This window comes from Streptomyces sp. NPDC056161 (assembly GCF_042268025.1).
GTDB lineage: Bacteria > Actinomycetota > Actinomycetes > Streptomycetales > Streptomycetaceae > Streptomyces.
On sequence record NZ_JBHJUV010000074.1, the window covers coordinates 20,218 to 43,091 of the forward strand.

Annotated in this window: 25 protein-coding genes and 1 pseudogene; 21 read left to right on the forward strand and 5 right to left on the reverse strand. The window is 73.0% G+C overall.

Going from position 1 to position 22,874, the window contains the following annotated elements:
- Positions 1-128: 128 nt before the first annotated feature.
- From ybaK to ACFC09_RS40805, 4 genes are all read right to left on the reverse strand, one after another.
- Positions 129-680, reverse strand: a complete 552-nt coding sequence (gene ybaK / locus ACFC09_RS40790; protein ID WP_376537285.1) for a Cys-tRNA(Pro) deacylase — start codon at positions 678-680, stop codon at positions 129-131.
- A 22-nt stretch (positions 681-702) separates the two neighbouring features.
- Positions 703-1,443 carry an LON peptidase substrate-binding domain-containing protein gene (locus tag ACFC09_RS40795; RefSeq protein ID WP_376537287.1) on the reverse strand — a complete coding sequence of 247 codons (741 nt, stop codon included), beginning with the start codon at positions 1,441-1,443 and terminating at the stop codon, positions 703-705.
- An 11-nt stretch (positions 1,444-1,454) separates the two neighbouring features.
- The gene (locus tag ACFC09_RS40800; protein WP_376537289.1) at positions 1,455-2,489 is read right to left on the reverse strand and encodes a hypothetical protein; all 1,035 of its coding nucleotides are present in this window, start codon (positions 2,487-2,489) and stop codon (positions 1,455-1,457) included.
- Positions 2,490-3,011: 522 nt separating this feature from the next.
- Positions 3,012-4,589 (reverse strand): oxidoreductase, encoded by a 1,578-nt coding sequence (locus tag ACFC09_RS40805; protein WP_376537291.1) that lies wholly within the window; start codon positions 4,587-4,589, stop codon positions 3,012-3,014.
- Positions 4,590-4,807: 218 nt separating this feature from the next.
- On the opposite strand from ACFC09_RS40805, the gene hisD reads away from it, so the two are divergent.
- The 10 genes from hisD to ACFC09_RS40855 all read left to right on the forward strand — a co-directional run bounded on the left by hisD (position 4,808) and on the right by ACFC09_RS40855 (position 12,948).
- A complete protein-coding gene (gene hisD, locus ACFC09_RS40810) occupies positions 4,808-6,133 on the forward strand; it encodes a histidinol dehydrogenase (protein ID WP_376537292.1) in 1,326 nt (441 codons plus the stop codon).
- On the forward strand, positions 6,130-7,239 hold the full coding sequence (locus tag ACFC09_RS40815) for a histidinol-phosphate transaminase (protein WP_376537294.1): 1,110 nt from the start codon (positions 6,130-6,132) through the stop codon (positions 7,237-7,239). The genes hisD and ACFC09_RS40815 overlap by 4 nt, the downstream gene beginning before the upstream one ends.
- On the forward strand, positions 7,236-7,838 hold the full coding sequence (hisB, locus tag ACFC09_RS40820; RefSeq protein WP_376537296.1) for an imidazoleglycerol-phosphate dehydratase HisB: 603 nt from the start codon (positions 7,236-7,238) through the stop codon (positions 7,836-7,838). The genes ACFC09_RS40815 and hisB overlap by 4 nt, the downstream gene beginning before the upstream one ends.
- A gap of 3 nt (positions 7,839-7,841) precedes the next feature.
- On the forward strand, positions 7,842-8,006 hold the full coding sequence (locus ACFC09_RS40825) for a hypothetical protein (protein ID WP_376537298.1): 165 nt from the start codon (positions 7,842-7,844) through the stop codon (positions 8,004-8,006).
- Entirely contained in the window at positions 7,997-8,644 is a 648-nt protein-coding gene (gene hisH, locus ACFC09_RS40830) for an imidazole glycerol phosphate synthase subunit HisH (protein WP_376537300.1), read from the forward strand. Before ACFC09_RS40825 ends, hisH begins: the two co-directional genes overlap by 10 nt.
- Entirely contained in the window at positions 8,641-9,366 is a 726-nt protein-coding gene (gene priA, locus ACFC09_RS40835; RefSeq protein ID WP_376537302.1) for a bifunctional 1-(5-phosphoribosyl)-5-((5-phosphoribosylamino)methylideneamino)imidazole-4-carboxamide isomerase/phosphoribosylanthranilate isomerase PriA, read from the forward strand. Before hisH ends, priA begins: the two co-directional genes overlap by 4 nt.
- Entirely contained in the window at positions 9,363-9,755 is a 393-nt protein-coding gene (locus tag ACFC09_RS40840) for a RidA family protein (RefSeq protein WP_376537304.1), read from the forward strand. Before priA ends, ACFC09_RS40840 begins: the two co-directional genes overlap by 4 nt.
- Before the next feature lie 52 nt (positions 9,756-9,807).
- Positions 9,808-10,563 (forward strand): imidazole glycerol phosphate synthase subunit HisF, encoded by a 756-nt coding sequence (hisF, locus tag ACFC09_RS40845; RefSeq protein ID WP_376537306.1) that lies wholly within the window; start codon positions 9,808-9,810, stop codon positions 10,561-10,563.
- A 99-nt stretch (positions 10,564-10,662) separates the two neighbouring features.
- Positions 10,663-11,250 carry an ArsR/SmtB family transcription factor gene (locus ACFC09_RS40850; RefSeq protein WP_376537308.1) on the forward strand — a complete coding sequence of 196 codons (588 nt, stop codon included), beginning with the start codon at positions 10,663-10,665 and terminating at the stop codon, positions 11,248-11,250.
- A gap of 237 nt (positions 11,251-11,487) precedes the next feature.
- Positions 11,488-12,948 (forward strand): MFS transporter, encoded by a 1,461-nt coding sequence (locus tag ACFC09_RS40855; RefSeq protein ID WP_376537310.1) that lies wholly within the window; start codon positions 11,488-11,490, stop codon positions 12,946-12,948.
- Positions 12,949-12,969: 21 nt separating this feature from the next.
- Here ACFC09_RS40855 and ACFC09_RS40860 read toward each other — a convergent pair whose 3' ends face one another.
- The gene (locus ACFC09_RS40860) at positions 12,970-13,605 is read right to left on the reverse strand and encodes a TIGR03085 family metal-binding protein (protein ID WP_376537312.1); all 636 of its coding nucleotides are present in this window, start codon (positions 13,603-13,605) and stop codon (positions 12,970-12,972) included.
- Positions 13,606-13,716: 111 nt separating this feature from the next.
- On the opposite strand from ACFC09_RS40860, the gene hisI reads away from it, so the two are divergent.
- The 11 genes and pseudogenes from hisI to lgt form a co-directional block, all read left to right on the forward strand.
- Positions 13,717-14,118, forward strand: a complete 402-nt coding sequence (gene hisI / locus ACFC09_RS40865) for a phosphoribosyl-AMP cyclohydrolase (RefSeq protein ID WP_376537314.1) — start codon at positions 13,717-13,719, stop codon at positions 14,116-14,118.
- Between the two features lie 11 nt (positions 14,119-14,129).
- The gene (locus tag ACFC09_RS40870; protein ID WP_376537316.1) at positions 14,130-15,662 is read left to right on the forward strand and encodes an anthranilate synthase component I; all 1,533 of its coding nucleotides are present in this window, start codon (positions 14,130-14,132) and stop codon (positions 15,660-15,662) included.
- A gap of 25 nt (positions 15,663-15,687) precedes the next feature.
- Positions 15,688-16,326 carry a TIGR02234 family membrane protein gene (locus tag ACFC09_RS40875; RefSeq protein ID WP_376537318.1) on the forward strand — a complete coding sequence of 213 codons (639 nt, stop codon included), beginning with the start codon at positions 15,688-15,690 and terminating at the stop codon, positions 16,324-16,326.
- A gap of 167 nt (positions 16,327-16,493) precedes the next feature.
- Complete coding sequence (locus tag ACFC09_RS40880; RefSeq protein WP_376537333.1) at positions 16,494-16,757, forward strand: HGxxPAAW family protein; 264 nt, start codon at positions 16,494-16,496, stop codon at positions 16,755-16,757.
- Between the two features lie 152 nt (positions 16,758-16,909).
- A complete protein-coding gene (locus ACFC09_RS40885) occupies positions 16,910-17,359 on the forward strand; it encodes a DUF2752 domain-containing protein (RefSeq protein ID WP_376537335.1) in 450 nt (149 codons plus the stop codon).
- Between the two features lie 131 nt (positions 17,360-17,490).
- The gene (gene trpC / locus ACFC09_RS40890) at positions 17,491-18,300 is read left to right on the forward strand and encodes an indole-3-glycerol phosphate synthase TrpC (protein ID WP_376537320.1); all 810 of its coding nucleotides are present in this window, start codon (positions 17,491-17,493) and stop codon (positions 18,298-18,300) included.
- Between the two features lie 22 nt (positions 18,301-18,322).
- A complete protein-coding gene (gene trpM, locus ACFC09_RS40895) occupies positions 18,323-18,544 on the forward strand; it encodes a tryptophan biosynthesis modulator TrpM (protein ID WP_376537322.1) in 222 nt (73 codons plus the stop codon).
- A gap of 58 nt (positions 18,545-18,602) precedes the next feature.
- On the forward strand, positions 18,603-19,904 hold the full coding sequence (gene trpB, locus ACFC09_RS40900) for a tryptophan synthase subunit beta (RefSeq protein WP_376537323.1): 1,302 nt from the start codon (positions 18,603-18,605) through the stop codon (positions 19,902-19,904).
- Positions 19,901-20,719: a tryptophan synthase subunit alpha gene (gene trpA, locus ACFC09_RS40905; protein ID WP_376537325.1), complete on the forward strand. Its 819-nt coding sequence runs from the start codon at positions 19,901-19,903 to the stop codon at positions 20,717-20,719. Before trpB ends, trpA begins: the two co-directional genes overlap by 4 nt.
- Positions 20,720-20,855: 136 nt before the next feature.
- Positions 20,856-21,632, forward strand: a complete 777-nt coding sequence (locus ACFC09_RS40910; protein ID WP_376537327.1) for a DsbA family protein — start codon at positions 20,856-20,858, stop codon at positions 21,630-21,632.
- Between the two features lie 82 nt (positions 21,633-21,714).
- A pseudogene (lgt, locus tag ACFC09_RS40915) lies at positions 21,715-22,552 on the forward strand (prolipoprotein diacylglyceryl transferase); the annotation flags it as partial.
- Between the last annotated feature and the right edge of the window lie 322 nt (positions 22,553-22,874).

The window sequence follows — 22,874 nt, forward strand, 5'->3', positions numbered from 1 at the left end:
CGGCACGCCGTTCCTACGCCGGTCGGCTTCCGTGGTTGGCGTGGCGCTTCTTGGTGCGCCACTTGCGTTTGCGGGTTCTCTTCGACATGTCTTCCAGTGTTGACCCGCAAGCGGTGTCCGTCGAGCGGTCACGCCCGCCCGATGGGCGCGCGGACGGCGTCGGTGAGCGCGGCCAGGTCGTCCGGCGACAGTTCGACCTCCAGGCCGCGGCGGCCCGCGGAGACGCAGATCGTCGCGTGGGCCGACGCCGAGTCGTCGAGGACCGTGCGGAGCTTCTTGCGCTGGCCCAGGGGGGAGATGCCGCCGCGTACGTAGCCCGTGGTGCGCTCGGCCAGGGCCGGGTCGGCCATCGCCGCGCGCTTGCCGCCCACCGCCGACGCCAGGGCCTTGAGGTCGAGGGAGCCGGCCACCGGGACCACCGCCACGGTCAGCGCGCCGTCCACGTCCGCCACCAGCGTCTTGAAGACGCGGTCGGGGGAGACGCCGATCGCCTCGGCGGCCTCCTCGCCGTAGGACGGATGGGCCGGATCGTGCTCGTAGGAGTGCACGGTGTAGGCGACACCCGCGGCGGTCAGCGCCACCGTGGCCGGCGTGCCGCCCGCCCGGCGCCCGCCGCCGGCCCGGTCCGCCCGCGCGTCGTGCGCGCCGGTGCCGTGCTGCTTCTTCTGCTTCTTCGCCATCTTCGCCATCGGAATCCCGGTGTCAGTTCATGCTGGTCGGGCCGCGGGTCAGCTCCGCCGCGGGCAGCGACGGCAGATGACGGATGACGGCGGTCTCCGAGCGCAGGAGCCTCAGCTCGTCCCGCAGCCGCGAGGCCGTGTCCGGGGCCTGGAGCAGGCGCTGCTTCGTCGGGGTGTCCAGCATCATCGCCGCCGCCACGAGGTAGGAGACGACCGACGGCTCGTCGGGGAGTTCGGAGCCCGGCGACAGGGACCGTTCCCGGGCCCCCGCCAGCCGCTTCTGGTACTGCCGGAACGCCCGCAGCACGCCCTCCGCGAGCGCGCCCGACCCGTCGCCCGGCTCCTCCGGCAGCATCTCCAGCTCAGCGGTCAGGAAGGGGCCTGTGGCGTCCACCGACAGCAGCCGCACCCGCCGGGTGCCGGTCGCCAGCACCTCGAAGGTGCCGCCCGAGCGCTCCCTGATCGTCGCGGCGTCCGCCACGCAGCCCACGCTGTGGAAGGCCCGAGCCGGGTCGGCGCCGAACCCGGCCGTCGGGCCGCGTTCCGGCACGGCCGTGGGGTCCGGCATGCCGGGTGCGGTCGGCGCCACTTCGTGGCCGTCGCGGATCGCCACGACGGCGAACCGGCGCGGTTCGTCCTCGGGCGTCTTCAGCAACTCGCGCATCATGGCGCGATAGCGCTCCTCGAAGACGTTCAGCGGGAGCACCAGCCCCGGGAACAGCACCGAGTTCAGTGGGAAGAGCGGGAGACGGACGGTGGTCACGGCGTCACAGCCTAATGGCCACTGGCACCGGCATGCCCGCCGTCCTCCCTCCGCGGCCGTCGGGGGGAGGGGACCAGCCCGTCGGGGGTGGGCCGGTGGGCCTCCGCCGGCAGCTCCTCGCGCAGCCGCAGAAAGAGCCCCAGCGGGTCGTCCGACGCCTGGTCCCAGGGGACCGACGTGGCGTACGGGCCGATCAGGTGCAGCTGGTCAAGGGCGTCCTGCCGACGGTCGAGGCACACCAGGAGGTACGCCAGGAGATTGCGCACCTCGGCCGGCCACGGGTCGGCCGCGCGGAACCGGGCGGAGAGCGCGATGGCCCGGTCGGCGGCGGCGTCCACCCGCTCGCGGGGCACCTCGGCGCCCCGGCTCAGGCAGCTGAGGGCCGCGTGCGCCGGGAGCGCCTGGACGAGTGCGTCGGGCGGCGCGTCCTGGGCGGCGGACTCGGCGAAGTCGAAGCACTCGCCGTGGGAGCCGTGCCAGGTCGCGGCGAGGTAGCCGAGGGCGGCCACGTGGCAGCCGTAGTGGTGCGGGGAGCGGCGCACCGCCTCCGTCCACAGGTGCTCGAACTCGGTGTGGCCGGCCCGGGTGCCGCACGCGTGGTCCAGCGCGATCCGCCAGGGCACCGGGTCGTGCGGGTCGGCCCGGGTCGCGGCGGCGACGAGCGGGCCGATCTCGGCCAGCAGCTCGGCCCGCGCGGGGGAGGCCCAGCACCGGTCCACGGCGAGCTGGGCGCGCAGCAGCAGGGCGTCCGGGTCGTCGGGGGCGTTCGCGTGCCACTCCTCGGCCCACGCGGGGCGGGAACAGGCGAAGGCGGCCAGCCGCCGCGCGTACCGGTCGCGGTCCTCCCAGCCCGCGGCCTCGCGAGTGGTGGCCAGCAGCTTTGCGGCGGGCCCGTACTCGCCCCGGCCGGCCGCGAGCAGCGCGGGGGCCAGCCGCTCGTCGGGTGCGTCGAGCAGTACCTCGTCGCCGGTCGGCGGTCCGTCGCCGTGGCGCGGGGCGGATCGTGTCCTCCGTGCGGAACGGAGCAGCGCGCGCAGCAGAGACATGGTGTCGACCATTGAAAGACCGCAGGTCGGGGCGGCGCCAGGGGGTTCACGCAACCTACGGAAAGTTGTACGTACGATGGTCAAGTGAGGGTAAAGGTGACGGTTGTACCACTGTTGGGCCCCTGTCGGTTTCCTGTGCCCCCAGAGCAGCACGAGGAACCGCGCGCCCAGCCAACGCCCACCGGCAAGCGCCGCCTGCCCCCAAAGGGGCGCGGGGAACTGCGCGCCCAGCCACAACAGACCCGCGCCCGCCCCTTGGCGTCGCCCCCCCTTGGCCTGGCGCCCTGCCAACGCCCACCGGCAAGCGCCGGCTGCCCTCAAAGGGGCGCGGGGAACTGCGCGCCCAGCCACAACAGACCCGCAGCCGCCCCTTGAAGCCAAGCCCCCGGGCCCTGGCGCGACCACAACAGACCCGCGCCCGCCCCTGACGCCAAACCCCCGGGCCCTGGCGCCCAGCCACAACAGACCCGCAGCTGAACGACGACCTCAAACGCTCCAGACCCCCCCGCCTCACCAGCGGAGCTACCCACGTCGCAACAACCGCGTGGCCCCCGCCGCCACCGTGGTCGCCAGGATCCAGCCCAGCAGGATCATCGCCGCGGCCAGCCACTGCCAGCCGCCGCGCAGTTGCCACTCGCCCGCCTGACCCAGGTCGATGACCGGCAGCAGCAGGTCCAGGGCGAACAGGGCCGGACTCCAGCCGGGATGCCGGTCCGGGTTCATCGGCACGAGGCTGCTGTGCGCGAAGGCCAGCGAGCCCGCCGCCCACAGCACCGCCATCCACACGGCCGCCCGGCCCGGCCGGTACCCGTAGGCGACCGTCCAGTCCTGGACGTACCCCCACAGCTTCCCGGCCAGCGGCAGGGTCTCGCGGCGCCGGCGCTGCTTGGCGAGCAGCACCTCGCGCGCGTCCTCGTCCTCACCGGCGCCGCGCAGCACCGCGGCCAGCCGCTCGTACGGCTCCGGGTTGTACTCGGCGGTGGCCGCCGCGACCCAGTCGAGGCGCCGGGCCAGCGGGAACGGGCCCCGTGGCACGAGGGTCTCGTACCCGAAGCCGCCCATGTGCAGATTTCCCGGGCCCGGCCAACTGCCCGCCCGGTCCACCAGGGTGACCACCCGCGCCCCCGACAGCACCACCTTGCCGCGCTCGGGCCGCTCCCCGAGGAAACGCAGCTCGGGCGTCTGCACCCGGCGCAGCGACAGCTCCTGCTCGTCGGTGAAGGCGAACCGGGCCCGCTCCAGGTCGACCGCGTCGCCGAACCGCCCGTCGTCGAGCCGCACCCCGCCCTGGCACTCGAACCGCTGGACCCGGGTGCCGCGCGCGGGCGTGGTGCCGCTCAGCAGCGGGTTGCCCACCCCGGCCGGGGTCAGGTACAGGGTCCGCCCCACGGACAGCTGGGGCGCGTTCAGGGCGAGCCGGGTGTACGGGTTGACCAGCTTCGCGCCGCGCAGACTCAGCGACACGCCGATCGTGGCGCCGCGCAGGCTCAGCTCGCCGTGCGACTCCAGCAGCTCCGCCTGGAGGTCCTGGCCCACGCTCATGCCGTCCGCGGCGATCGAGCGGCCCGTCCGGTCCCGGTAGACGATGGCCTGGTTGAGCAGCAGGTCGGTGCCGATGTGCGCGTCGGTCAGCCGGATCCCGTTCTGGAACCGGCAGCGCGGCAGGTGCAGATCGCCCTCGGTGTGCACGCGGGCCGCCTCCAGGCGCGGCACCGAGCAGTCCACCAGCCGCAGGGTGGAGAACCGGGCCTCCGGCAGCAGGACCTCCCGCTCGAAGCGGCAGCCCCGCAGCTCCACGTACGGCGTGACCGCGCCGCCCGCCAGGTCCAGGACGCCGGTGATCCGCACACCGGCCAGTTTCAGCGACGACACCCGCCCGGCCAGCGCGGGCGGCCCGTCGAGCAGCAGCCAGGCGATGATGCGGGCCCGCACGGCGCGCTCGGGCCCCCACGGGTGCCCGCCGTGCGGATCGTCCACGATGGGGTCGCCGCTGCTCAAGTCGTAGGTGCTGCCATTCCGGAAGGACTGCCACATCCCGGCCTCGGCGGCGCTCAGGTCGTCCGGCAGGTCCCCGGTGCGCAGCCCGGTCCCCTCGGTCACCGCTGTTCCCTCCTCCCCACGGTCACGCGCGAGTCCATTCCGTTTCGTACCCCGGTCATGCCCGCTGAGTGACGTCCCGAACGCTAGACGTGAAGGGGATCTTCCGGGTTCCCCGTACGGATTCCGATCCGGTTCCGCATCGGCCATTGCGGCAGGTTCTGTATCAGCCATTGATACGCGCGCACGGCCGACCACCCCGGTCTGCGAGAATTGGCCCTGTGATCTCCCGAATCGATCTGCGCGGTGACGCCCTCCCCGAGGGTGCCGCCCTGCGTGACCTGCTGCCCCGAGCCGACTTCGACGTTCAGGCCGCCCTGGAGAAGGTGCGTCCGATCTGCGAGGCCGTGCATCATCGGGGCGACGCGGCGCTGATCGACTTCGCGGAGCGGTTCGACGGAGTGCGGCTGGAAACCGTCCGGGTGCCGGCGAAGGCCCTCACGGACGCGCTCGCGGCCCTCGACCCGGCGGTCCGCGCGGCCCTGGAGGAGTCGATCCGCCGCGCCCGCATCGTCCACCGCGAGCAGCGCCGTACGACCCGCACGACCCAGGTCGTGCCCGGCGGTTCGGTGACCGAGAAGTGGGTGCCGGTCGAGCGGGTCGGGCTGTACGCGCCGGGCGGCCGTTCGGTCTACCCGTCCTCCGTGATCATGAACGCGGTGCCCGCGCAGGAGGCGGGCGTCCCCTCGATCGCCCTCGCCTCCCCCGCGCAGGCCGAGTTCGACGGCCTGCCGCACCCGACGATCCTGGCCGCGTGCGCGCTGCTCGGCGTCGACGAGGTGTTCGCGGCGGGCGGCGCGACCGCGGTCGCCATGTTCGCCCACGGCACCGAGTCCTGCGCCCCCGCGAACATGGTCACCGGCCCCGGCAACATCTGGGTCGCCGCCGCCAAGCGCTTCTTCACCGGCCGGATCGGCATCGACACCGAGGCCGGGCCCACCGAGATCGCGATCCTCGCCGACGACACCGCCGACCCGGTGCACGTGGCCTCCGACCTGATCAGCCAGGCCGAGCACGACCCGCTGGCCGCGGCCGTCCTGGTCACCGACTCCGTCGAGCTGGCCGACGCGGTGGAGAAGGAACTGGCGCCGCAGGTCGCGGCCACCAAGCACGTCGACGACCGGATCGCCCCGGCCCTCGCCGGCAAGCAGTCCGCGATCGTGCTGGTGGACGGCGTCGAGGCGGGCCTCAAGGTGGTCGACGCGTACGGCGCCGAGCACCTGGAGATCCAGACCGCCGACGCCGCCGCGGTCGCCGACCGGGTCAGGAACGCCGGCGCGATCTTCATCGGCCCCTGGGCACCGGTGTCCCTGGGCGACTACGCGGCCGGATCCAACCACGTCCTGCCCACCGGGGGCTGCGCCTGCCACTCCTCCGGCCTGTCCGTACAGTCCTTCCTGCGCGGCATCCACATCGTCGACTACACCAGGGACGCGCTCGCCGAGGTCGCGCACCACGTGGTCACGCTGGCCGAGGCGGAGGACCTGCCCGCACACGGCGCGGCCGTCAAGGCGAGGTTCGGCTGGAAGGTACCGACGAGCAAGTGAACTTCGGAATCGACGACCTCCCCGTACGGGACGAGCTACGCGGCAAGTCCCCCTACGGCGCGCCCCAGTTGGACGTCCCGGTCCGGCTGAACACGAACGAGAACCCGTACCCGCTGCCCGAACCGCTCGTCGAGCGGATCGCCGAGCGGGTCCGGGCCGCCGCCCGCGACCTGAATCGCTACCCCGACCGGGACGCGGTCCAGCTCCGCACGGAACTGGCCGCGTACCTGACGAAGACCGGCAAGTACCCGCTCGGCATGGCGAACGTGTGGGCCGCGAACGGCTCCAACGAGGTCATCCAGCAACTGCTCCAGACCTTCGGCGGGCCCGGCCGCAGCGCGATCGGCTTCGAGCCGTCGTACTCGATGCACTCGCTCATCTCGCGCGGCACCGGGACGGAATGGATCTCGGGCCCGCGCCACGAGGACTTCACGATCGACCGCGCCGCCGCCGAGCGGGCCATCGCCGAGCACCGCCCGGACGTCGTCTTCATCACCACCCCCAACAACCCCACGGGCACCGCGGTTCCGCCCGAGACGGTCCGCGCGCTCCACGACGCCGCGCAGGCGGCCAAGCCGTCCATGGTGATCGTGGACGAGGCGTACATCGAGTTCAGCCACGGCGACTCGCTGCTGCCACTGCTCGAAGGACGGCCCCGCCTGGTCATCTCGCGGACCATGTCCAAGGCGTTCGGCGCGGCGGGCCTGCGGCTCGGCTACCTGGCCGCGCACCCGGCGGTGGTGGACGCCGTCCAGCTCGTCCGGCTGCCGTACCACCTGTCGGCGATCACCCAGGCGACCGCGCTGGCCGCCCTGGAGCACACCGACACGCTGCTGAAGTACGTCGAGCAGCTGAAGACGGAGCGGGACCGGCTGATGCGCGAACTGCGCGCGATCGGCTACGACGTCACGCCGTCCGACGCCAACTTCGTCCAGTTCGGGCGGTTCGAGGACGCGCGGTCCGCCTGGCGGCAGATCCTCGACCGGGGCGTCCTGGTCCGGGACAACGGCGTACCGGGGTGGCTGCGGGTGTCCGCCGGAACCCCCGAGGAGAACGACGCGTTTCTCGACGCGGTACGCGCACTGAAGAAGGAGCAGAGTTCATGAACCGCGAAGGGCGCGTCGGACGCGTCGAGCGCACCACCAAGGAGACCTCGGTCCTGGTCGAGATCGGTCTCGACGGCACCGGGCGGACCGACATCGCCACCGGCGTCGGCTTCTACGACCACATGCTCGACCAACTCGGCCGGCACGGCCTGTTCGACCTCACCGTGAAGACCGACGGCGACCTGCACATCGACTCCCACCACACCATCGAGGACACCGCCCTCGCGCTCGGCGCCGCCTTCAAGCAGGCGCTCGGCGACAAGGTGGGCATCTACCGCTTCGGCAACTGCACGGTCCCGCTGGACGAATCCCTCGCCCAGGTCACCGTCGACCTCTCCGGCCGCCCCTACCTCGTGCACACCGAGCCCGCGGACATGGCGCCGATGATCGGTGAGTACGACACCACGATGACCCGGCACATCCTGGAGTCCTTCGTCGCCCAGGCGCAGGTCGCGCTGCATGTGCACGTGCCCTACGGGCGCAACGCCCACCACATCGTGGAGTGCCAGTTCAAGGCGCTGGCCCGGGCCCTGCGCTACGCGAGCGAGCGCGACCCGCGCGCGGCCGGCATCCTCCCGTCCACGAAGGGCGCGCTGTAGACCATGACCGGACTGTCCACCCTGCTGATCGTCGTCGGCCTCTTCCTCGTCGGCGGCATCATCTCCTTCGTCAAGCAGAAGATGCCCACCAGCCTGATCGTGCTGGTGTCCATCGGCGCCGCGATGTGCCTGGTGGCGGGCGTCATGCGGCTGGAGGTATGGAATTGAGCCCAGCCCGGAAGGTCGTCGTCCTCGACTACGGCTTCGGCAACGTCCGCTCCGCCGAACGAGCCCTCGCCCGCGCCGGCGCCGAGGTGGAGATCACCCGTGACTTCGACCGGGCGATGAACGCGGACGGGCTGCTCGTGCCGGGCGTCGGCGCCTTCGCCGCCTGCATGCGCGGCCTGCGCGCGGCCCGCGGCGACTGGGTGATCGACCGCCGGCTGGCCGGCGGCCGCCCGGTGCTGGGCATCTGCGTCGGCATGCAGATCCTGTTCGCCCGCGGCATCGAGCACGGCGTGGAGAGCGAGGGTCTCGACGAGTGGCCCGGCTCGGTCGAGCCGCTCGAAGCCGAGGTCGTACCGCACATGGGCTGGAACACCGTGACCGCGCCGCCCGGCTCCGAACTGTTCGCCGGCCTGGACGCGGACGCCCGCTTCTACTTCGTGCACTCCTACGCCGTCCACGACTGGACCCTTCCCACCCACAACGCGACGCTGCGCGCCCCCAGGGTGACCTGGTCGACGCACGGCAGGCCGTTCGTGGCGGCCGTGGAGAACGGCGCCCTGTGGGCGACCCAGTTCCACCCCGAGAAGTCCGGCGACGCCGGAGCCCAGCTCCTCACCAACTGGATCGGAACCCTGTGAGCAAGCTCGAACTCCTCCCCGCCGTCGACGTCCGGGACGGCCAGGCGGTACGCCTCGTGCACGGCGAGTCCGGGACCGAGACCTCGTACGGCTCCCCGCTCCAGGCCGCCCTGGCCTGGCAGCGCTCGGGCGCCGAGTGGCTGCACCTGGTCGACCTGGACGCCGCGTTCGGCACCGGCGACAACCGCGCGCTGATCGCCGAGGTCACCGACGCGATGGACATCAAGGTGGAGCTGTCCGGCGGCATCCGGGACGACGACACGCTCGCCGCCGCGCTCGCCACCGGCTGCACCCGGGTGAACCTCGGCACCGCCGCGCTGGAGACCCCCGAGTGGGTCGCCGGGGTGATCGCCGAGCACGGCGACCGGATCGCGGTGGGCCTGGACGTCCGCGGCACGACGCTCCGCGGACGCGGCTGGACCCGGGACGGCGGTGACCTCTACGAGACGCTGGAACGCCTCGACAAGGAGGGCTGCGCCCGCTACGTCGTCACCGACATCGCCAAGGACGGCACGCTCCAGGGCCCCAACCTGGACCTGCTGAAGAACGTCTGCGCGGCCACCGATCGCCCGGTCGTGGCCTCCGGTGGCGTGTCGTCGCTGGACGACCTGCGGGCCATCGCCTCTCTGGTACCTCTCGGTGTCGAGGGCGCCATCGTCGGGAAGGCCCTGTACGCGAAGGCGTTCACCCTGGAAGAAGCCCTGGAGGCAGTGTCGTCATGACGTCCGAAGCCGTGCGGCGGGTGCAGAGCGGAAGTCCCTGGGAGGAGAGCTTCGGCTACGCGCGCGCCGTCGCGGCGGGCGACCGCGTGCTGGTGGCGGGCACCTCCTCCTTCCGGGGCCCGGTGCTGTACGGGGAGGGTGACCCGTACGAGCAGACGAAGGTGGCCTTCGCCGGCGGGCTGGAGGCGCTCGCCGAGTTCGGGCTCGGACCCGACTCGGTGATCAGGACCCGGATGTACCTGACCCATCTGCGGGACGTCGACGAGGCGGGCCGGGCCCACAAGGAACTCTTCGACTCCGTACGCCCGGTCTCGACCCTGCTGGTCGTGGCGGGCTTCGTCGACCCGCGCATCCTGGTCGAAGTGGAACTGGAAGCCTTCAGAGGCTAGAAGCAGTACGAGCAGTACGAGCAGTACGAGCAGCAAGAGGAGCCGTGGATTCATGACCCTGGCGGTCCGAGTCATCCCCTGCCTGGACGTGGACGGCGGCCGGGTCGTCAAGGGCGTCAACTTCCAGAACCTGCGCGACGCGGGCGACCCCGTCGAGATGGCCAAGGTCTACGACGCCGAGGGAGCCGACGAGCTGACGTTCCTGGACATCACCGCGTCCTCGGGCAACCGGGAGACGACGTACGACGTGGTGCGCCGCACCGCCGAGCAGGTGTTCATCCCGCTGACGGTCGGCGGCGGCGTCCGTACCGCCGAGGACGTGGACAAGCTGCTGCGGGCCGGCGCCGACAAGGTGGGCGTGAACACGGCCGCCATCGCCCGCCCCGAGCTGATCCGCGAGATCGCCGAGCGGTTCGGGCGCCAGGTGCTGGTCCTCTCGGTCGACGCGCGCCGCTCCACGGCGGGCGGCTTCGAGGTCACCACCCACGGCGGGCGGCGCGGCACCGGCATCGACGCCGTCGAGTGGGCGCACGAGGCCGCCGAACTGGGCGCGGGGGAGATCCTGCTGAACTCCATGGACGCGGACGGCACCAAGGACGGCTACGACCTGGAGATGATCGCGGCCGTGCGCAAGCACGTCACCGTGCCGGTGATCGCCTCCGGCGGCGCGGGCAAGCTGGCGGACTTCCCGCCGGCCGTCGCCTCGGGCGCCGACGCGGTGCTGGCGGCCTCCGTCTTCCACTTCGGCGACCTGCGGATCGCCCAGGTCAAGCAGGCACTGCGGGAGGCCGGTCACCCCGTGCGGTGACACCTGGCGCCCGACTTCCCCCGACACCGCCCAGAGAAGCGAAAGAAAAGTTGCGCAAGACATGTTGTGCAACTTTTCTTTCGTATCTACGGTGAGGGCATGGCATCCGAGAAGAACCGCCCCATCACCGACCTGGGCACGCTCAAGGCCCTGGCCCACCCGTTGCGCATGCGGCTGTACCGCCTGCTGTGCGTCGCCCGGACGGCCACCGCCTCCCAGCTGGCCGACCAGGTCGACGAGGCGGTCTCCCTGGTCAGCTACCACCTGCGCAAGCTGGCCGAGCACGGGCTGATCGAGGAGGCCCAGCGGCAGAGCGAGGACGGCCGCGAGCGCTGGTGGCAGCCCTCCTCGCAGGGCGTGAGCATCCGGGACAAGGACTTCCGCGACGGCCCCGAGCGGGCGGCGGCACACCTGGCGGCCACCCGGCTCTTCCACGACCAGCGCGCCGACATGTACCGGCAGTACCTCGACGAGCGGGCCACCTGGAGCGCCGAGTGGAACACCGCCGCACCGGACAGCGAGTCGCTGCTCAGGCTCACCGCCGCCGAACTGACCGAGCTGCGTGAGAAGCTGCTCGACCTGCTGCGCGCGTACGACGAGAAGGGCCGGTCCGCCGAGGCCGCCGGCGAGACCGAGGGACGCGAACACGTCGCGCTGCACCTGTACGGATTCCCGTTCCGCGTCTGACGCCCTTGCGTGTCTGACGCTGTTCCGTGTCCGACCCCGGTCGGTGTCCGACTCCGTCCTGCGTCCGATCCGGTTCCGCGTCGAACCCCGTCCCGCGCCCGATCCCGATCCGCGCCCGATCCCGATCCGGGTCCGACCCCGTCCCGCGTCCGGCTCCGCTCGGCGTCCGGCTCCGATCCGCGTCCGGTTCCGTTCCGCGTCCGGTTCCGTTCCGTTCCGCCCCGAGAGGCCGCCGTCTTGTCCACCGTCACCGGCCCGCCCGCCGCGCTCGGCACCGCCGCCGCCCGCCCCGCCCACCGTGACCCCAACGTCCTGCGCTGGCTGGGCGCCTACTCCTGTTCCATGCTCGGCGACAGCGTCTACTACATCGCCCTGTCCTGGGCCGCCGTCCAGACCGGAACACCCGCCCAGGCCGGCCTCGTCATGTCGGCCGGCGCCCTGCCGCGGGCCGTGCTGATGCTCGGCGGCGGTGTCGTCGCCGACCGGCTCGGGCCGCGCCGCGTCGTCATCGGCAGCGACGCGGTGCGCTGCGCGGCCGTCGCCGCGGTGGCCGCGCTGCTGTACCTCACCAGCCCCGGCCTGTGGCCGCTGGCCCTGCTCGCCCTCGTCTTCGGCACCGTCGACGCCGTGTTCATGCCCGCGGTCGGCGCGCTTCCGGCCCGTATCACCGGCACGGACCAGCTCGCCCGGGTCCAGGGCATGCGCGGGCTCTGCATCCGCCTGGCGAGCGTGGTCGGCGCCCCGCTCGGCGGCCTGGGCGTGGCGCTCGGCGGCGCACCGGCCGCGTTCGCCCTCTCGGGTCTGCTCATAGCCGGGTCGGTGCCGCTGCTGGTCTCGGTACGGATCCGCGCCCTGCCGGCCGACGACACGACACCCGGGCGGAACGCCGAACAGATACCCGGGCCGCGCCGCGGGGCACCGCCGCGGACGGCCTCCGCGTCATCCCCGGCGGAGGAGCCGCGCCCCGCCCTCCCGGCCGCCTCCGAGTCGGTCGTTTCCGAACCGGCTGCCTCCGAACCGACGGTCTCCGCACCGGCTGCTTCCGAACCTCTCGAAACCCCCGCCCCCGCCCCCGCGCCCCGGTCGTCCGGTGCCTGGGGTGATCTGCTGGCCGGGCTGCGCTACATCCGGCGGCACCCGGTGCTGGCCCCGCTGATGGCGGCCATCGCACTCGGCGACATCGGGTTCGTCGGGCCGCTCAACGTCGGGCTGACCCTGCTGGCCGACCGGCGCGGCTGGGGTGCCTCCGGGATGGGCTGGGTGCTCGCCGGATTCGGCGTCGGCGCGGGCGCCGTCTCCCTGCTGCTGGCCGTCCGGGGCCGGCTGCCGCGGGCGGGCCTGGTCGCCGGGTGCGCCTGCCTCGCGGGCTCCGTCGCGATCGGCGCCCTCGGCCTCGTCCCGTACCTCGTGGCCGCCGTCGGGGTCGCCCTGCTCGTGGGACTGCTGGCCGGGCTCAGCGGCGCCCTGTGCGGCGCCCTGCTCCAGACCCGGTCCGACCCCGCCTACCTGGGCCGCGTCACTGCCGTCGCCAGTCTGGTCAGCCTCGGCCTCGCCCCGCTGAGCATGCCGTTCACCGCCGCCGCCATCGGCGCCTGGGGCCTCGGCCCGGTGTTCGTGGCCAGCGCCGCGGTGTGCGGCCTCGGCGGCGTCGTCTGCCTGGGCGCACCGGGGCTGCGCCGGGCCGAACTGCCCCGCTGACGACGCCCGGCCGGGCAGGACTCAGATGCCCAGCTGCTTCGACTCCCGCAGCTCGGCGATGGCGTTCTCGTCGCCCGCCAACTCCACCTTGGCCGCGCGCTGCCGGCCGAACGCGAACAGCAGCAGCTCCGAAGGCTCGCCCGTGGCCGTCACCACCGGCGCGCCCCGGTGGGCGACCGCCGTCTGACCGTCCGGCCTGCGCAGCACCAGTCCGGTCGGCACGCCCCGGCCGAGCAGCCGCGCGGTCCGCTCCAGCCGGGACCACAGGGCCTCCTGGAAGACGGGGTCGAGTTCGCGCGGCGTCCAGTCCGGCTGGGCACGGCGGACGTCCTCCGTGTGGACGTAGAACTCGACCGTGTTGGCAGCCTCGTCGATCTGCTTGAGCTGAAAGGGTGAAAAACGCGGCGGGCCCGTACGGATCAGCTGGATCAGTTCCTCGTACGGCTTCGCGGCGTACTCGTCCATCACCTTCTGAAGCCGCGGCGCGAGCTGCTTGACCAGCGCACCCCCCGCGGCGTCCGGGCGGCGCTCGCGCACCACCACGTGCGCGGCCAGATCACGGGTCTGCCAGCCCTCGCAGAGGGTCGGCGCCTCGGGGCCGGTGGTTTCCAAGAGGTCGGCGAGCAGAAGCCGTTCACGCTTTGCGAAGGTCGACATACTGTCAGCGTACGACCAGGCTTCCGCTCCGCCCACCCGTCGCCGACACCACCGGCCGTCGTGCGCCCACCCACCGGACAGGTCCGGGCACTGTCGGTGCCGCGCGGCACAATGGCACCCATGAGCAGCACGCACCGGACCAGCAGCCTCGACCCGGAGATCGCCGCGCGCCTCAAGCGCAGCGCCGACGGACTCGTCCCCGCCATCGCCCAGCAGTACGACACCGGGGAGGTGCTGATGCTGGGCTGGATGGACGACGAGGCACTGCACCGCACGCTGACCACCGGCCGCTGCACCTACTGGTCCCGCAGCCGCCGGGAGTACTGGGTCAAGGGCGACACCTCCGGACACGTCCAGTGGGTCAGATCGGTCTCCCTGGACTGCGACGCCGACACCCTGCTGGTCAAGGTCGACCAGGTGGGCGCCGCCTGCCACACCGGGGCCCGCACCTGCTTCGACGCCGACGTGCTCCTCAAGGACACCGGTTCGGGCGCGACGGCCCCCGCTCAGTAAGGTCTGCCGCCATGGATCTTGAGACGTTCCGCGAACTGGCGGCCGACCGCCGGGTCATCCCGGTCACCCGCAAACTGCTCGCCGACGGAGACACCCCGGTCGCGCTCTACCGCAAGCTCGCCGCCGAGCGCCCCGGCACCTTCCTGCTGGAATCCGCGGAGAACGGCCGCGCCGCGTTCCAGTGGTCCCGCTACTCCTTCGTCGGCGTCCGCTCCGCCGCCACCCTGACCGAGCGGAACGGCCAGGTCCACTGGCTCGGCACCCCACCCGTCGGCGTCCCCGTCGAGGGCGACCCGCTGGTCGCCCTGCGCGCCACCGTCGAGGCCCTGCACACCCCCCGCGACCTCGCCGCCGACCTCGGCCTGCCGCCGTTCACCGGCGGCATGGTCGGCTACCTCGGCTACGACATCGTCCGCCGTCTGGAGCGCGTCGGACCCGGCGAGCGGGACGACCTGCGCCTCCCCGAACTGACCATGCTGCTCACCAGCGACCTGGCCGTCATGGACCACTGGGAGGGCTCGGTCCTGCTGATCGCCAACGCGATCAACCACAACGACCGCGCCACCGGCGTCGACGAGGCCCACGCCGACGCCATGGCCCGCCTCGACGCCATGGAGGCCGACCTCTCCCGCCCGGTCGCCCAGCCCCCCGCGGTGCTGCCGCCCTCCGAACTGCCCCCGTACACCGCGCGCTGGGGCGGCCCGGACTTCCAGAAGGCCGTCGAGGACGTCAAGGAGCGCATCCGGGCCGGCGAGGCGTTCCAGGTCGTCCCCTCACAGCGCTTCGAGACGCCGTGCACCGCGACCGCCCTGGACGTCTACCGGGTCCTCAGGGCCACCAACCCCTCCCCGTACATGTACCTGCTCCGGCTGCCCGACGGATCCGGCGGCGCCTTCGACGTCGTCGGCTCCTCCCCGGAGGCGCTGGTCAAGGTCGAGGACGGGCAGGCCATGGTGCACCCGATCGCCGGCACCCGGCCGCGCGGCGCCACCCCGCAGGAGGACCAGGCCCTCGCCGACGACCTGCTCGCCGACCCCAAGGAGCGCGCCGAGCACCTCATGCTCGTCGACCTCGGCCGCAACGACCTCGGCCGGGTCTGCGAGCCCGGCTCGGTCGAGGTCGTCGACTTCATGTCCATCGAGCGGTACTCGCACGTCATGCACATCGTCTCCACGGTCACCGGCAAGGTCGCCGCCGGCCGCACCGCCTTCGACGTGCTGACGGCGTGCTTCCCCGCGGGCACCCTCTCCGGCGCGCCCAAGCCCCGCGCCCTGCAGATCATCGACGAACTCGAACCGTCCCGGCGCGGCCTGTACGGCGGCTGCGTCGGCTACCTGGACTTCGCGGGCGACTCCGACACCGCCATCGCCATCCGCACCGCCCTGCTGCGTGACGGCACCGCCTACGTCCAGGCCGGCGCGGGCATCGTCGCCGACTCCGATCCGGCCGCCGAGGACGAGGAGTGCCGCAACAAGGCGGCGGCGGTACTGCGCGCCGTGCACACCGCGAACCGCCTCGGCGGGCGCCGAGCGAACCCCGGATGACGTATCGCACGGGGCGCAGGCGATAGTGGAGTACGTGACAGCCCTACCTCACCCCCGTTCCGAAGCCGCGGAACCCGCGCGGGCCGGCCGCCGGAGCCTCGCCGTGGCGCTGCTGTGCGGCGCGCTCGGCGCGGGCGTGGCGCTCCTCGCCACGCGCCAGCGCTGGGCGGAGGGCACCGCGTCGGTGGCCGGCGGCGCCTTCCCGCTGACCGCCAGGGGCAGCGACGTGACGGGCGTCCCCGCGGCCCTCGCCATAGTGGGCCTCGCCGCGCTCGTCGCCGTCTTCGCCGTCCGCAAGGCCGGCCGTCTGCTGGTCGCCGCCGTCCTCGCGCTCTCCGGCGCCGGCACGGTCCTCGCCGCCCTGACCGGCGCCTCCGACGGCTCCGCGCTCGACGAGAAGGCCGCCGAGGCCACCGGCGACACCGCCGCCCAGGTCGCCGCCCTCAGCCACACCGCCTGGCCCTACGCGGCGGCCGTCGGCGGCCTGCTGATCCTGCTCGCCGGACTGCTCGCGCTGCGCTACGGCCGGCTGTGGCCCGCCATGTCCGGACGCTACGAGCGCGGCCCGGCCCGCCCCCGGCGCACCGCGGCCACCGTCGACCCCGACCGGCCCGAGGACCTGTGGAAGGCCCTCGACCGCGGCGAGGACCCCACCGGGGCCTGAACACTTCCCGGCCCACCGGCCCCGCCCGCCCCGGAGAACCGGTCCGGGTGTGGCCAATCAGACGCACACCGGGAGCCACCCCCGCGCACACCGGGCCCACCCGTACGGGACAATGGGCGGTGATGAGCGTCCGGCTCACACACGCACACAGCAACGAGGAGCAAGCAATGGCGGGCAGCAGCCACGGTCACACCCCGGCCGCCTGGACCGGTGTCATCATCGCCGTCATCGGGTTCTGCGTCGCAGGCGCCTTCATGGTGATGGCACAGCCGCTCGGCTTCTGGGCGGGCATGGTGATCGTGGTCCTCGGCGGTGTCGTCGGGCTCATCATGCGCTCCATGGGCCTCGGCCAGCCGAAAAGCGCGCACGCGGCTTCCCTGCCGCAGCCGCAGGCCACGGTGACGCCCGAACCGGCCGGCGTCGAGAGCTGACTCCGCCGCACGACCCCCTCGTACGGACCCCGGCCCCACGAACGGCCTCGTACCCGCCCGTACGAACGCCCGGCCCGACCTCATGGAGGGGCGCCACGGCACCGCACCGGCCGCCGCAGCGCCCCTCGCGCGCGCCCGGCCGGACGGGGACAATACGAGACGTGAACGCCGACATTGAGCACCTGGTGCCGCCCTTGGCCCGCACCCGCGCCCTCGGCCGGCTGGCGGCCCCCGCGGGCGTCCTCGCGGCCGTCGCGGGCGCCTTCGCCTACGTCGCCACGGTGAACCCGTACCAGCCCGGCCACTACCCGGTGTGCCCGCTGTACGCGTGGACCGGCCTCTACTGCCCCGGCTGCGGCGGACTGCGCAGCGCACACGCCTTCGCCCACGGGGACTTCACGGCCGCGCTACAGGCCAACGCGCCGGCCGTGGCCGCCTACCTGGGCTTCGCCGTCCTGTGGGCGGTCTGGGCGGTCCGCGCGGCCCGCGGCCGGCCGATCCGGCTCAGCCCGGGACCGGCGCAGCTGTGGGGTCTGGGCGCCGTACTGCTGGTGTTCACCGTCGTCCGCAACCTGCCGTTCGGCGCCTGGCTGCATCCCTGACCGAACCGTGCGGGCCCAGGTGACGGGACCGCCGGCAGCCGGATGCGAGCCCTTCGCCGTCCTGCGGATACCATCGCAGTGACCACGGGTTTCCACCCGCAGGAACAACCGTCCGGAAGGGGACCGCTCGCGTGAGTGTGCTCGACGAGATCATCGACGGAGTCCGTGCCGACCTGGCGGATCGGCAGGCGCGCGTCAGCCTCGACGAGCTCAAGGAACGCGCCGCGAAGGCCCCGGCCGCCAAGGACGGCCTGGCCGCACTGCGCGGCGAGGGCGTCAAGGTCATCTGCGAGGTCAAGCGCTCCAGCCCGTCCAAGGGCGCGCTGGCCGCCATCGCCGACCCGGCCGGGCTCGCCGCCGACTACGAGGCGGGCGGCGCGGCCGTCATCTCCGTCCTGACCGAGCAGCGCCGGTTCGGCGGTTCGCTCGCCGACCTGGAAGCCGTCCGCGCCCGCGTGGACATCCCGGTGCTGCGCAAGGACTTCATCGTCACCTCCTACCAGCTGTGGGAGGCCCGCGCGTACGGCGCCGACCTCGTGCTCCTCATCGTCGCCGCCCTCGACCAGTCGGCCCTGGAGTCGCTGATCGAGCGGGCCGTCTCCATCGGCCTCACCCCCCTCGTCGAGGTGCACGACGAGGACGAGGTGGAGCGCGCGGTGGACGCCGGCGCCACGGTGATCGGCGTCAACGCGCGCAACCTGAAGACGCTGGAGGTCGACCGGAGCACCTTCGACCGGGTCGCTCCGGAGATCCCGGCCGCCGTGGTCAAGGTCGCCGAGTCCGGCGTCCGCGGCCCGCACGACCTGATCGCCTACGCCAACGCGGGCGCCGACGCGGTCCTGGTCGGCGAGTCCCTGGTCACCGGGCGCGACCCCAGGACCGCGGTCGCCGACCTGGTGGCGGCCGGCGAGCACCCCGCACTGCGGCACGGCCGCGGCTGACCTCCCGCTAGGCTTGGCCCCGATGACGCCCACCACCGACCCGGCCGCCCGGGACCCGTACGCCCGCCTCGCGCGCGGCTGCCGGCCCCGGGGCTGTCGCGCGCCCGCCCGCCGGGTGCACGGCCGCCGGGTCCGGTACGTCATCGGCGACGAGCCCGGCCAGGTGAACGGCATGCGATGGCAGCGCCCCGCAGGGGGCGCGGGCAACTGCACGAGCGACCACACCGGTCCCGCAGACGACTGACATCACCCGCCCCCACGGCGACGAGTTTCCTTCCACAGACTCACCGTGAGGTTTCCGCATGCCCAGCGAGTTCTTCATCCCCGACCCGGAAGGTCGGACGCCCAGCGCCGAGGGCTACTTCGGCGCGTTCGGCGGAAAATTCATCCCGGAGGCGCTCGTCGCCGCCGTGGACGAGGTCGCCGTCGAGTACGACAAGGCCAAGCACGACCCGGAGTTCGCCCGCGAACTCGACGGCCTGCTCGTCGACTACACCGGACGGCCCAGTGCCCTCACCGAGGTACCGAGGTTCGCCGAGCACGCCGGCGGCGCCCGGGTCTTCCTGAAACGGGAGGACCTCAACCACACCGGCTCCCACAAGATCAACAACGTGCTGGGCCAGGCCCTGCTCACCAGGCGGATGGGCAAGACCCGCGTCATCGCCGAGACCGGCGCGGGCCAGCACGGCGTCGCGACCGCCACCGCCTGCGCCCTGTTCGGCCTCGACTGCACCATCTACATGGGCGAGATCGACACCAGGCGGCAGGCCCTGAACGTGGCCCGCATGCGCATGCTGGGCGCCGAGGTCATCGCCGTGAAGTCCGGCAGCCGCACCCTGAAGGACGCCATCAACGAGGCGTTCCGGGACTGGGTCGCCAACGTCGACCACACCCACTACCTGTTCGGGACCGTGGCGGGCCCGCACCCGTTCCCCGCCATGGTGCGCGACTTCCACCGGGTGATCGGCGTGGAGGCACGCCGCCAGATCCTTCAGCGGGCGGGCCGGCTGCCCGACGCCGCGGTCGCCTGCGTCGGCGGCGGCTCCAACGCCATCGGCCTGTTCCACGCGTTCATCCCCGACACCTCCGTCCGCCTCATCGGCTGCGAACCCGCCGGGCACGGCGTCGAGACCGGCGAGCACGCGGCCACCCTCACCGCCGGCGAGCCCGGCATCCTGCACGGCTCCCGCTCCTTCGTGCTCCAGGACGACGAGGGCCAGATCACCGAGCCGTACTCCATCTCGGCCGGCCTGGACTACCCGGGCGTCGGCCCCGAGCACTCCTACCTCAAGGAGACCGGCCGCGGCGAGTACCGCGCCGTCACCGACGACGCGGCCATGCAGGCGCTGCGCCTGCTGTCGCGCACCGAGGGCATCATCCCGGCGATCGAGAGCGCGCACGCGCTCGCCGGCGCCCTCGACGTCGGCAGGGAACTGGGCCCGGACGGACTGATCGTGGTCAACCTCTCCGGCCGCGGCGACAAGGACATGGACACGGCCGCCCGCTACTTCGGCCTGTACGACACCGACACGGACACCGCGGACAGCGGGGCCGCCGCGGGCACGGACGGCACGCACGCCGGGACCGAGGGGGACGCCAAGTGAGCGGGAACATCCAGCTGTTGACCGACACCCTCGCCGCCGCGAAGGCGGACGGGCGGTCCGCCCTCATCGCCTATCTCCCGGCCGGGTTCCCGACCGTGGACGGCGGCATCGAGGCGATCAAGGCCGTCTTCGACGGCGGCGCGGACGTCGTCGAGGTCGGGCTGCCGCACAGCGATCCGGTCCTGGACGGCCCGGTCATCCAGACCGCCGACGACATCGCGCTGCGTGGCGGCGTCCGGATCGCCGACGTCATGCGCACGGTCCGCGAGGCCCACCGGGCGACCGGGAAACCCGTCCTCGTCATGACCTACTGGAACCCCATTGACCGCTACGGCGTGGAACGCTTCACCGCGGAACTCGCCGAGGCGGGCGGCGCCGGCTGCATCCTGCCCGACCTGCCGGTCCAGGAGTCCGCGCTGTGGCGCGAACACGCCGTGAAGCACGGCCTCGCCACGGTCTTCGTGGTCGCCCCCAGCAGCAAGGACGCCCGCCTCGCGGAGATCACCGCGGCGGGCAGCGGCTTCGTCTACGCCGCTTCACTGATGGGCGTCACGGGCACCCGCGAGTCGGTCGGCGCGCAGGCCCAGGACCTGGTGGAGCGCACCCGCGCCACCGGCACCGACCTGCCCGTCTGCGTCGGTCTCGGCGTCTCCGGCGGTGCCCAGGCCGCCGAGGTCGCCGGATTCGCCGACGGGGTGATCGTCGGCTCGGCCTTCGTCAAGCGGATGCTGGACGCGCCGGACCACACCACCGGGCTCACGGCCGTCCGCGAACTGGCCGCGGAACTGGCGAAGGGCGTCCGCGGACAGGCATAGCGACACCCCGCTCGGCGGACCGGAGCGACCGCACACCGGACACCCGGGACAACCGCATACGGAAAATTCGGTCACCCGAACGGGTGGACCTGGGACCGGGGAGGCGCGCTGTGCCTCCCCGGTTCGTTCTGGGGGTGTGAGCGAGAAGAATCGTGACGGAAAGCGCTCCGCCCGTGAGCGGCTGGCGGTCGAGCGAGAGAAGCAGAAGTCAGCGGAGAAGCGGCGGCGTGCGCTGATCGTGGGCGTGAGCGTCGTCTGCGTCCTCGGCGTCGCGGCGGCGATCGGCGTGCTCGCCGCGAACGCGGGCAAGAAGAAGAGCAGCGCGGGCACGGGCCCGGTCGTGGCGCCCTCCGGTGCCCAGGGCAAGGACAGCCTCGCGATCCCGGTCGGCAAGGACAGCGCCAAGTCCACGCTCACGATCTGGGAGGACTTCCGCTGCCCGGCCTGCCAGGCGTTCGAGACGGCGTACCGCCCGACGCTGCACGAACTGACCGACGCCGGCAAGCTCAGGATCGACTACCACCTCGTCACGCTCATCGACGGCAACCTCGGCGGCAGCGGCTCCCTGCGCGCGGCCAACGCGGCGGCCTGCGCACAGGACGCCGGAAAGTTCCGCGACTACCACGACGTGCTCTACGAGAACCAGCCCAAGGAGACCGACGACGCCTTCGCCGGCAACGCCAAGCTGATCGAACTGGCGGGCAAGGTGAACGGCCTGGACACGCCGACGTTCCGCAAGTGCGTCGACGGCGGCACCCACAACAGCTGGGTCGCGAAGTCCAACCAGGCATTCCAGGCGGGCGGCTACAGCGGCACGCCGACGGTCCTGTTGAACGGCAAGAACATCTACCAGGACCAGACGATGACCCCGGCGAAGCTCAAGCAACTGGTGGAGGCGGCCGACAAGGGGTAAGCGATTCTCACGCCCCTGTTATGGACCCGTAGCCGGGGTGATTGCCGTGTGCACGGCCCGGCACGGTAGCGTCGACCCTGCCATGGACCTCTCCTACATTCCCAGCCCTTCGCGCGGTGTGCTGCATCTCGGCCCGATTCCGCTGCGCGGCTACGCGTTCTGCATCATCATCGGCGTGTTCGTCGCCGTCTGGCTCGGCAACAGGCGCTGGGTCGCCCGCGGCGGCCGGTCCGGCACGGTGGCGGACATCGCCGTCTGGGCCGTGCCGTTCGGACTGGTCGGCGGCCGGCTCTACCACGTGGTGACGGACTACGAGCTGTATTTCAGTTCGGGCCGTGACTGGGTGGACGCCTTCAAGGTGTGGGAGGGCGGCCTCGGCATCTGGGGCGCGATCGCGCTGGGTGCGCTGGGCGCGTGGATCGGCGCCCGGCGACGGGGCATCCCGATGCCCGCGTACGCCGACGCCGTCGCCCCCGGTATCGCCCTGGCGCAGGCGATCGGCCGCTGGGGCAACTGGTTCAACCAGGAGCTGTACGGGCGCGAGACGCACGTTCCCTGGGCCCTGCACATCACCTCCTCCGAGGGCGGCCGGGTGCCGGGCTACTACCACCCGACGTTCCTCTACGAGTCCCTGTGGTGCATCGGCGTGGCCATCCTGGTCATCTGGGCCGACCGGCGCTTCAAGCTGGGCCACGGCCGGGTGTTCGCCCTGTACGTCGCCGCGTACTGCGTGGGGCGCGCCTGGATCGAGTACATGCGCGTCGACGACGCCCACCACATCCTGGGGCTGCGTCTGAACGACTGGACCGCGCTGATCGTGTTCCTGCTGGCGGTGGCGTACATCGTCGTGTCGGCGAAGAAGCGGCCCGGCCGGGAACCCGTGGTGGAACCGGCCGCCGTCGCCGCCGGTGCCGTGGGCGAGGACAGCGGCACGGAGACCGTGTCCGCCGCAGAGGCCGACGACGAGGCGAAGGGCCCGGCACTGGACAAGACCGGGGACGGTCCCGCAGCCGACGCGACGGACGAGGCGTCGGACGCGGCCCGGGACACGCCGGACGCGGCCCGGGACACGCCGGATGAGGGGGCCGGTGGCCGGGCGGACGCCGAGGCCGGGACCGCCGCCGTCCCCGAGGGCCGGACCGGGACCGCGCAGGTCGAGGACGCGAAGGACGAGGCTCCGGCCACCAAGAACAGCTGAGCCGTGACCGCGGTACGACGACGAGGGCGCCCCCTGCCGTGCGG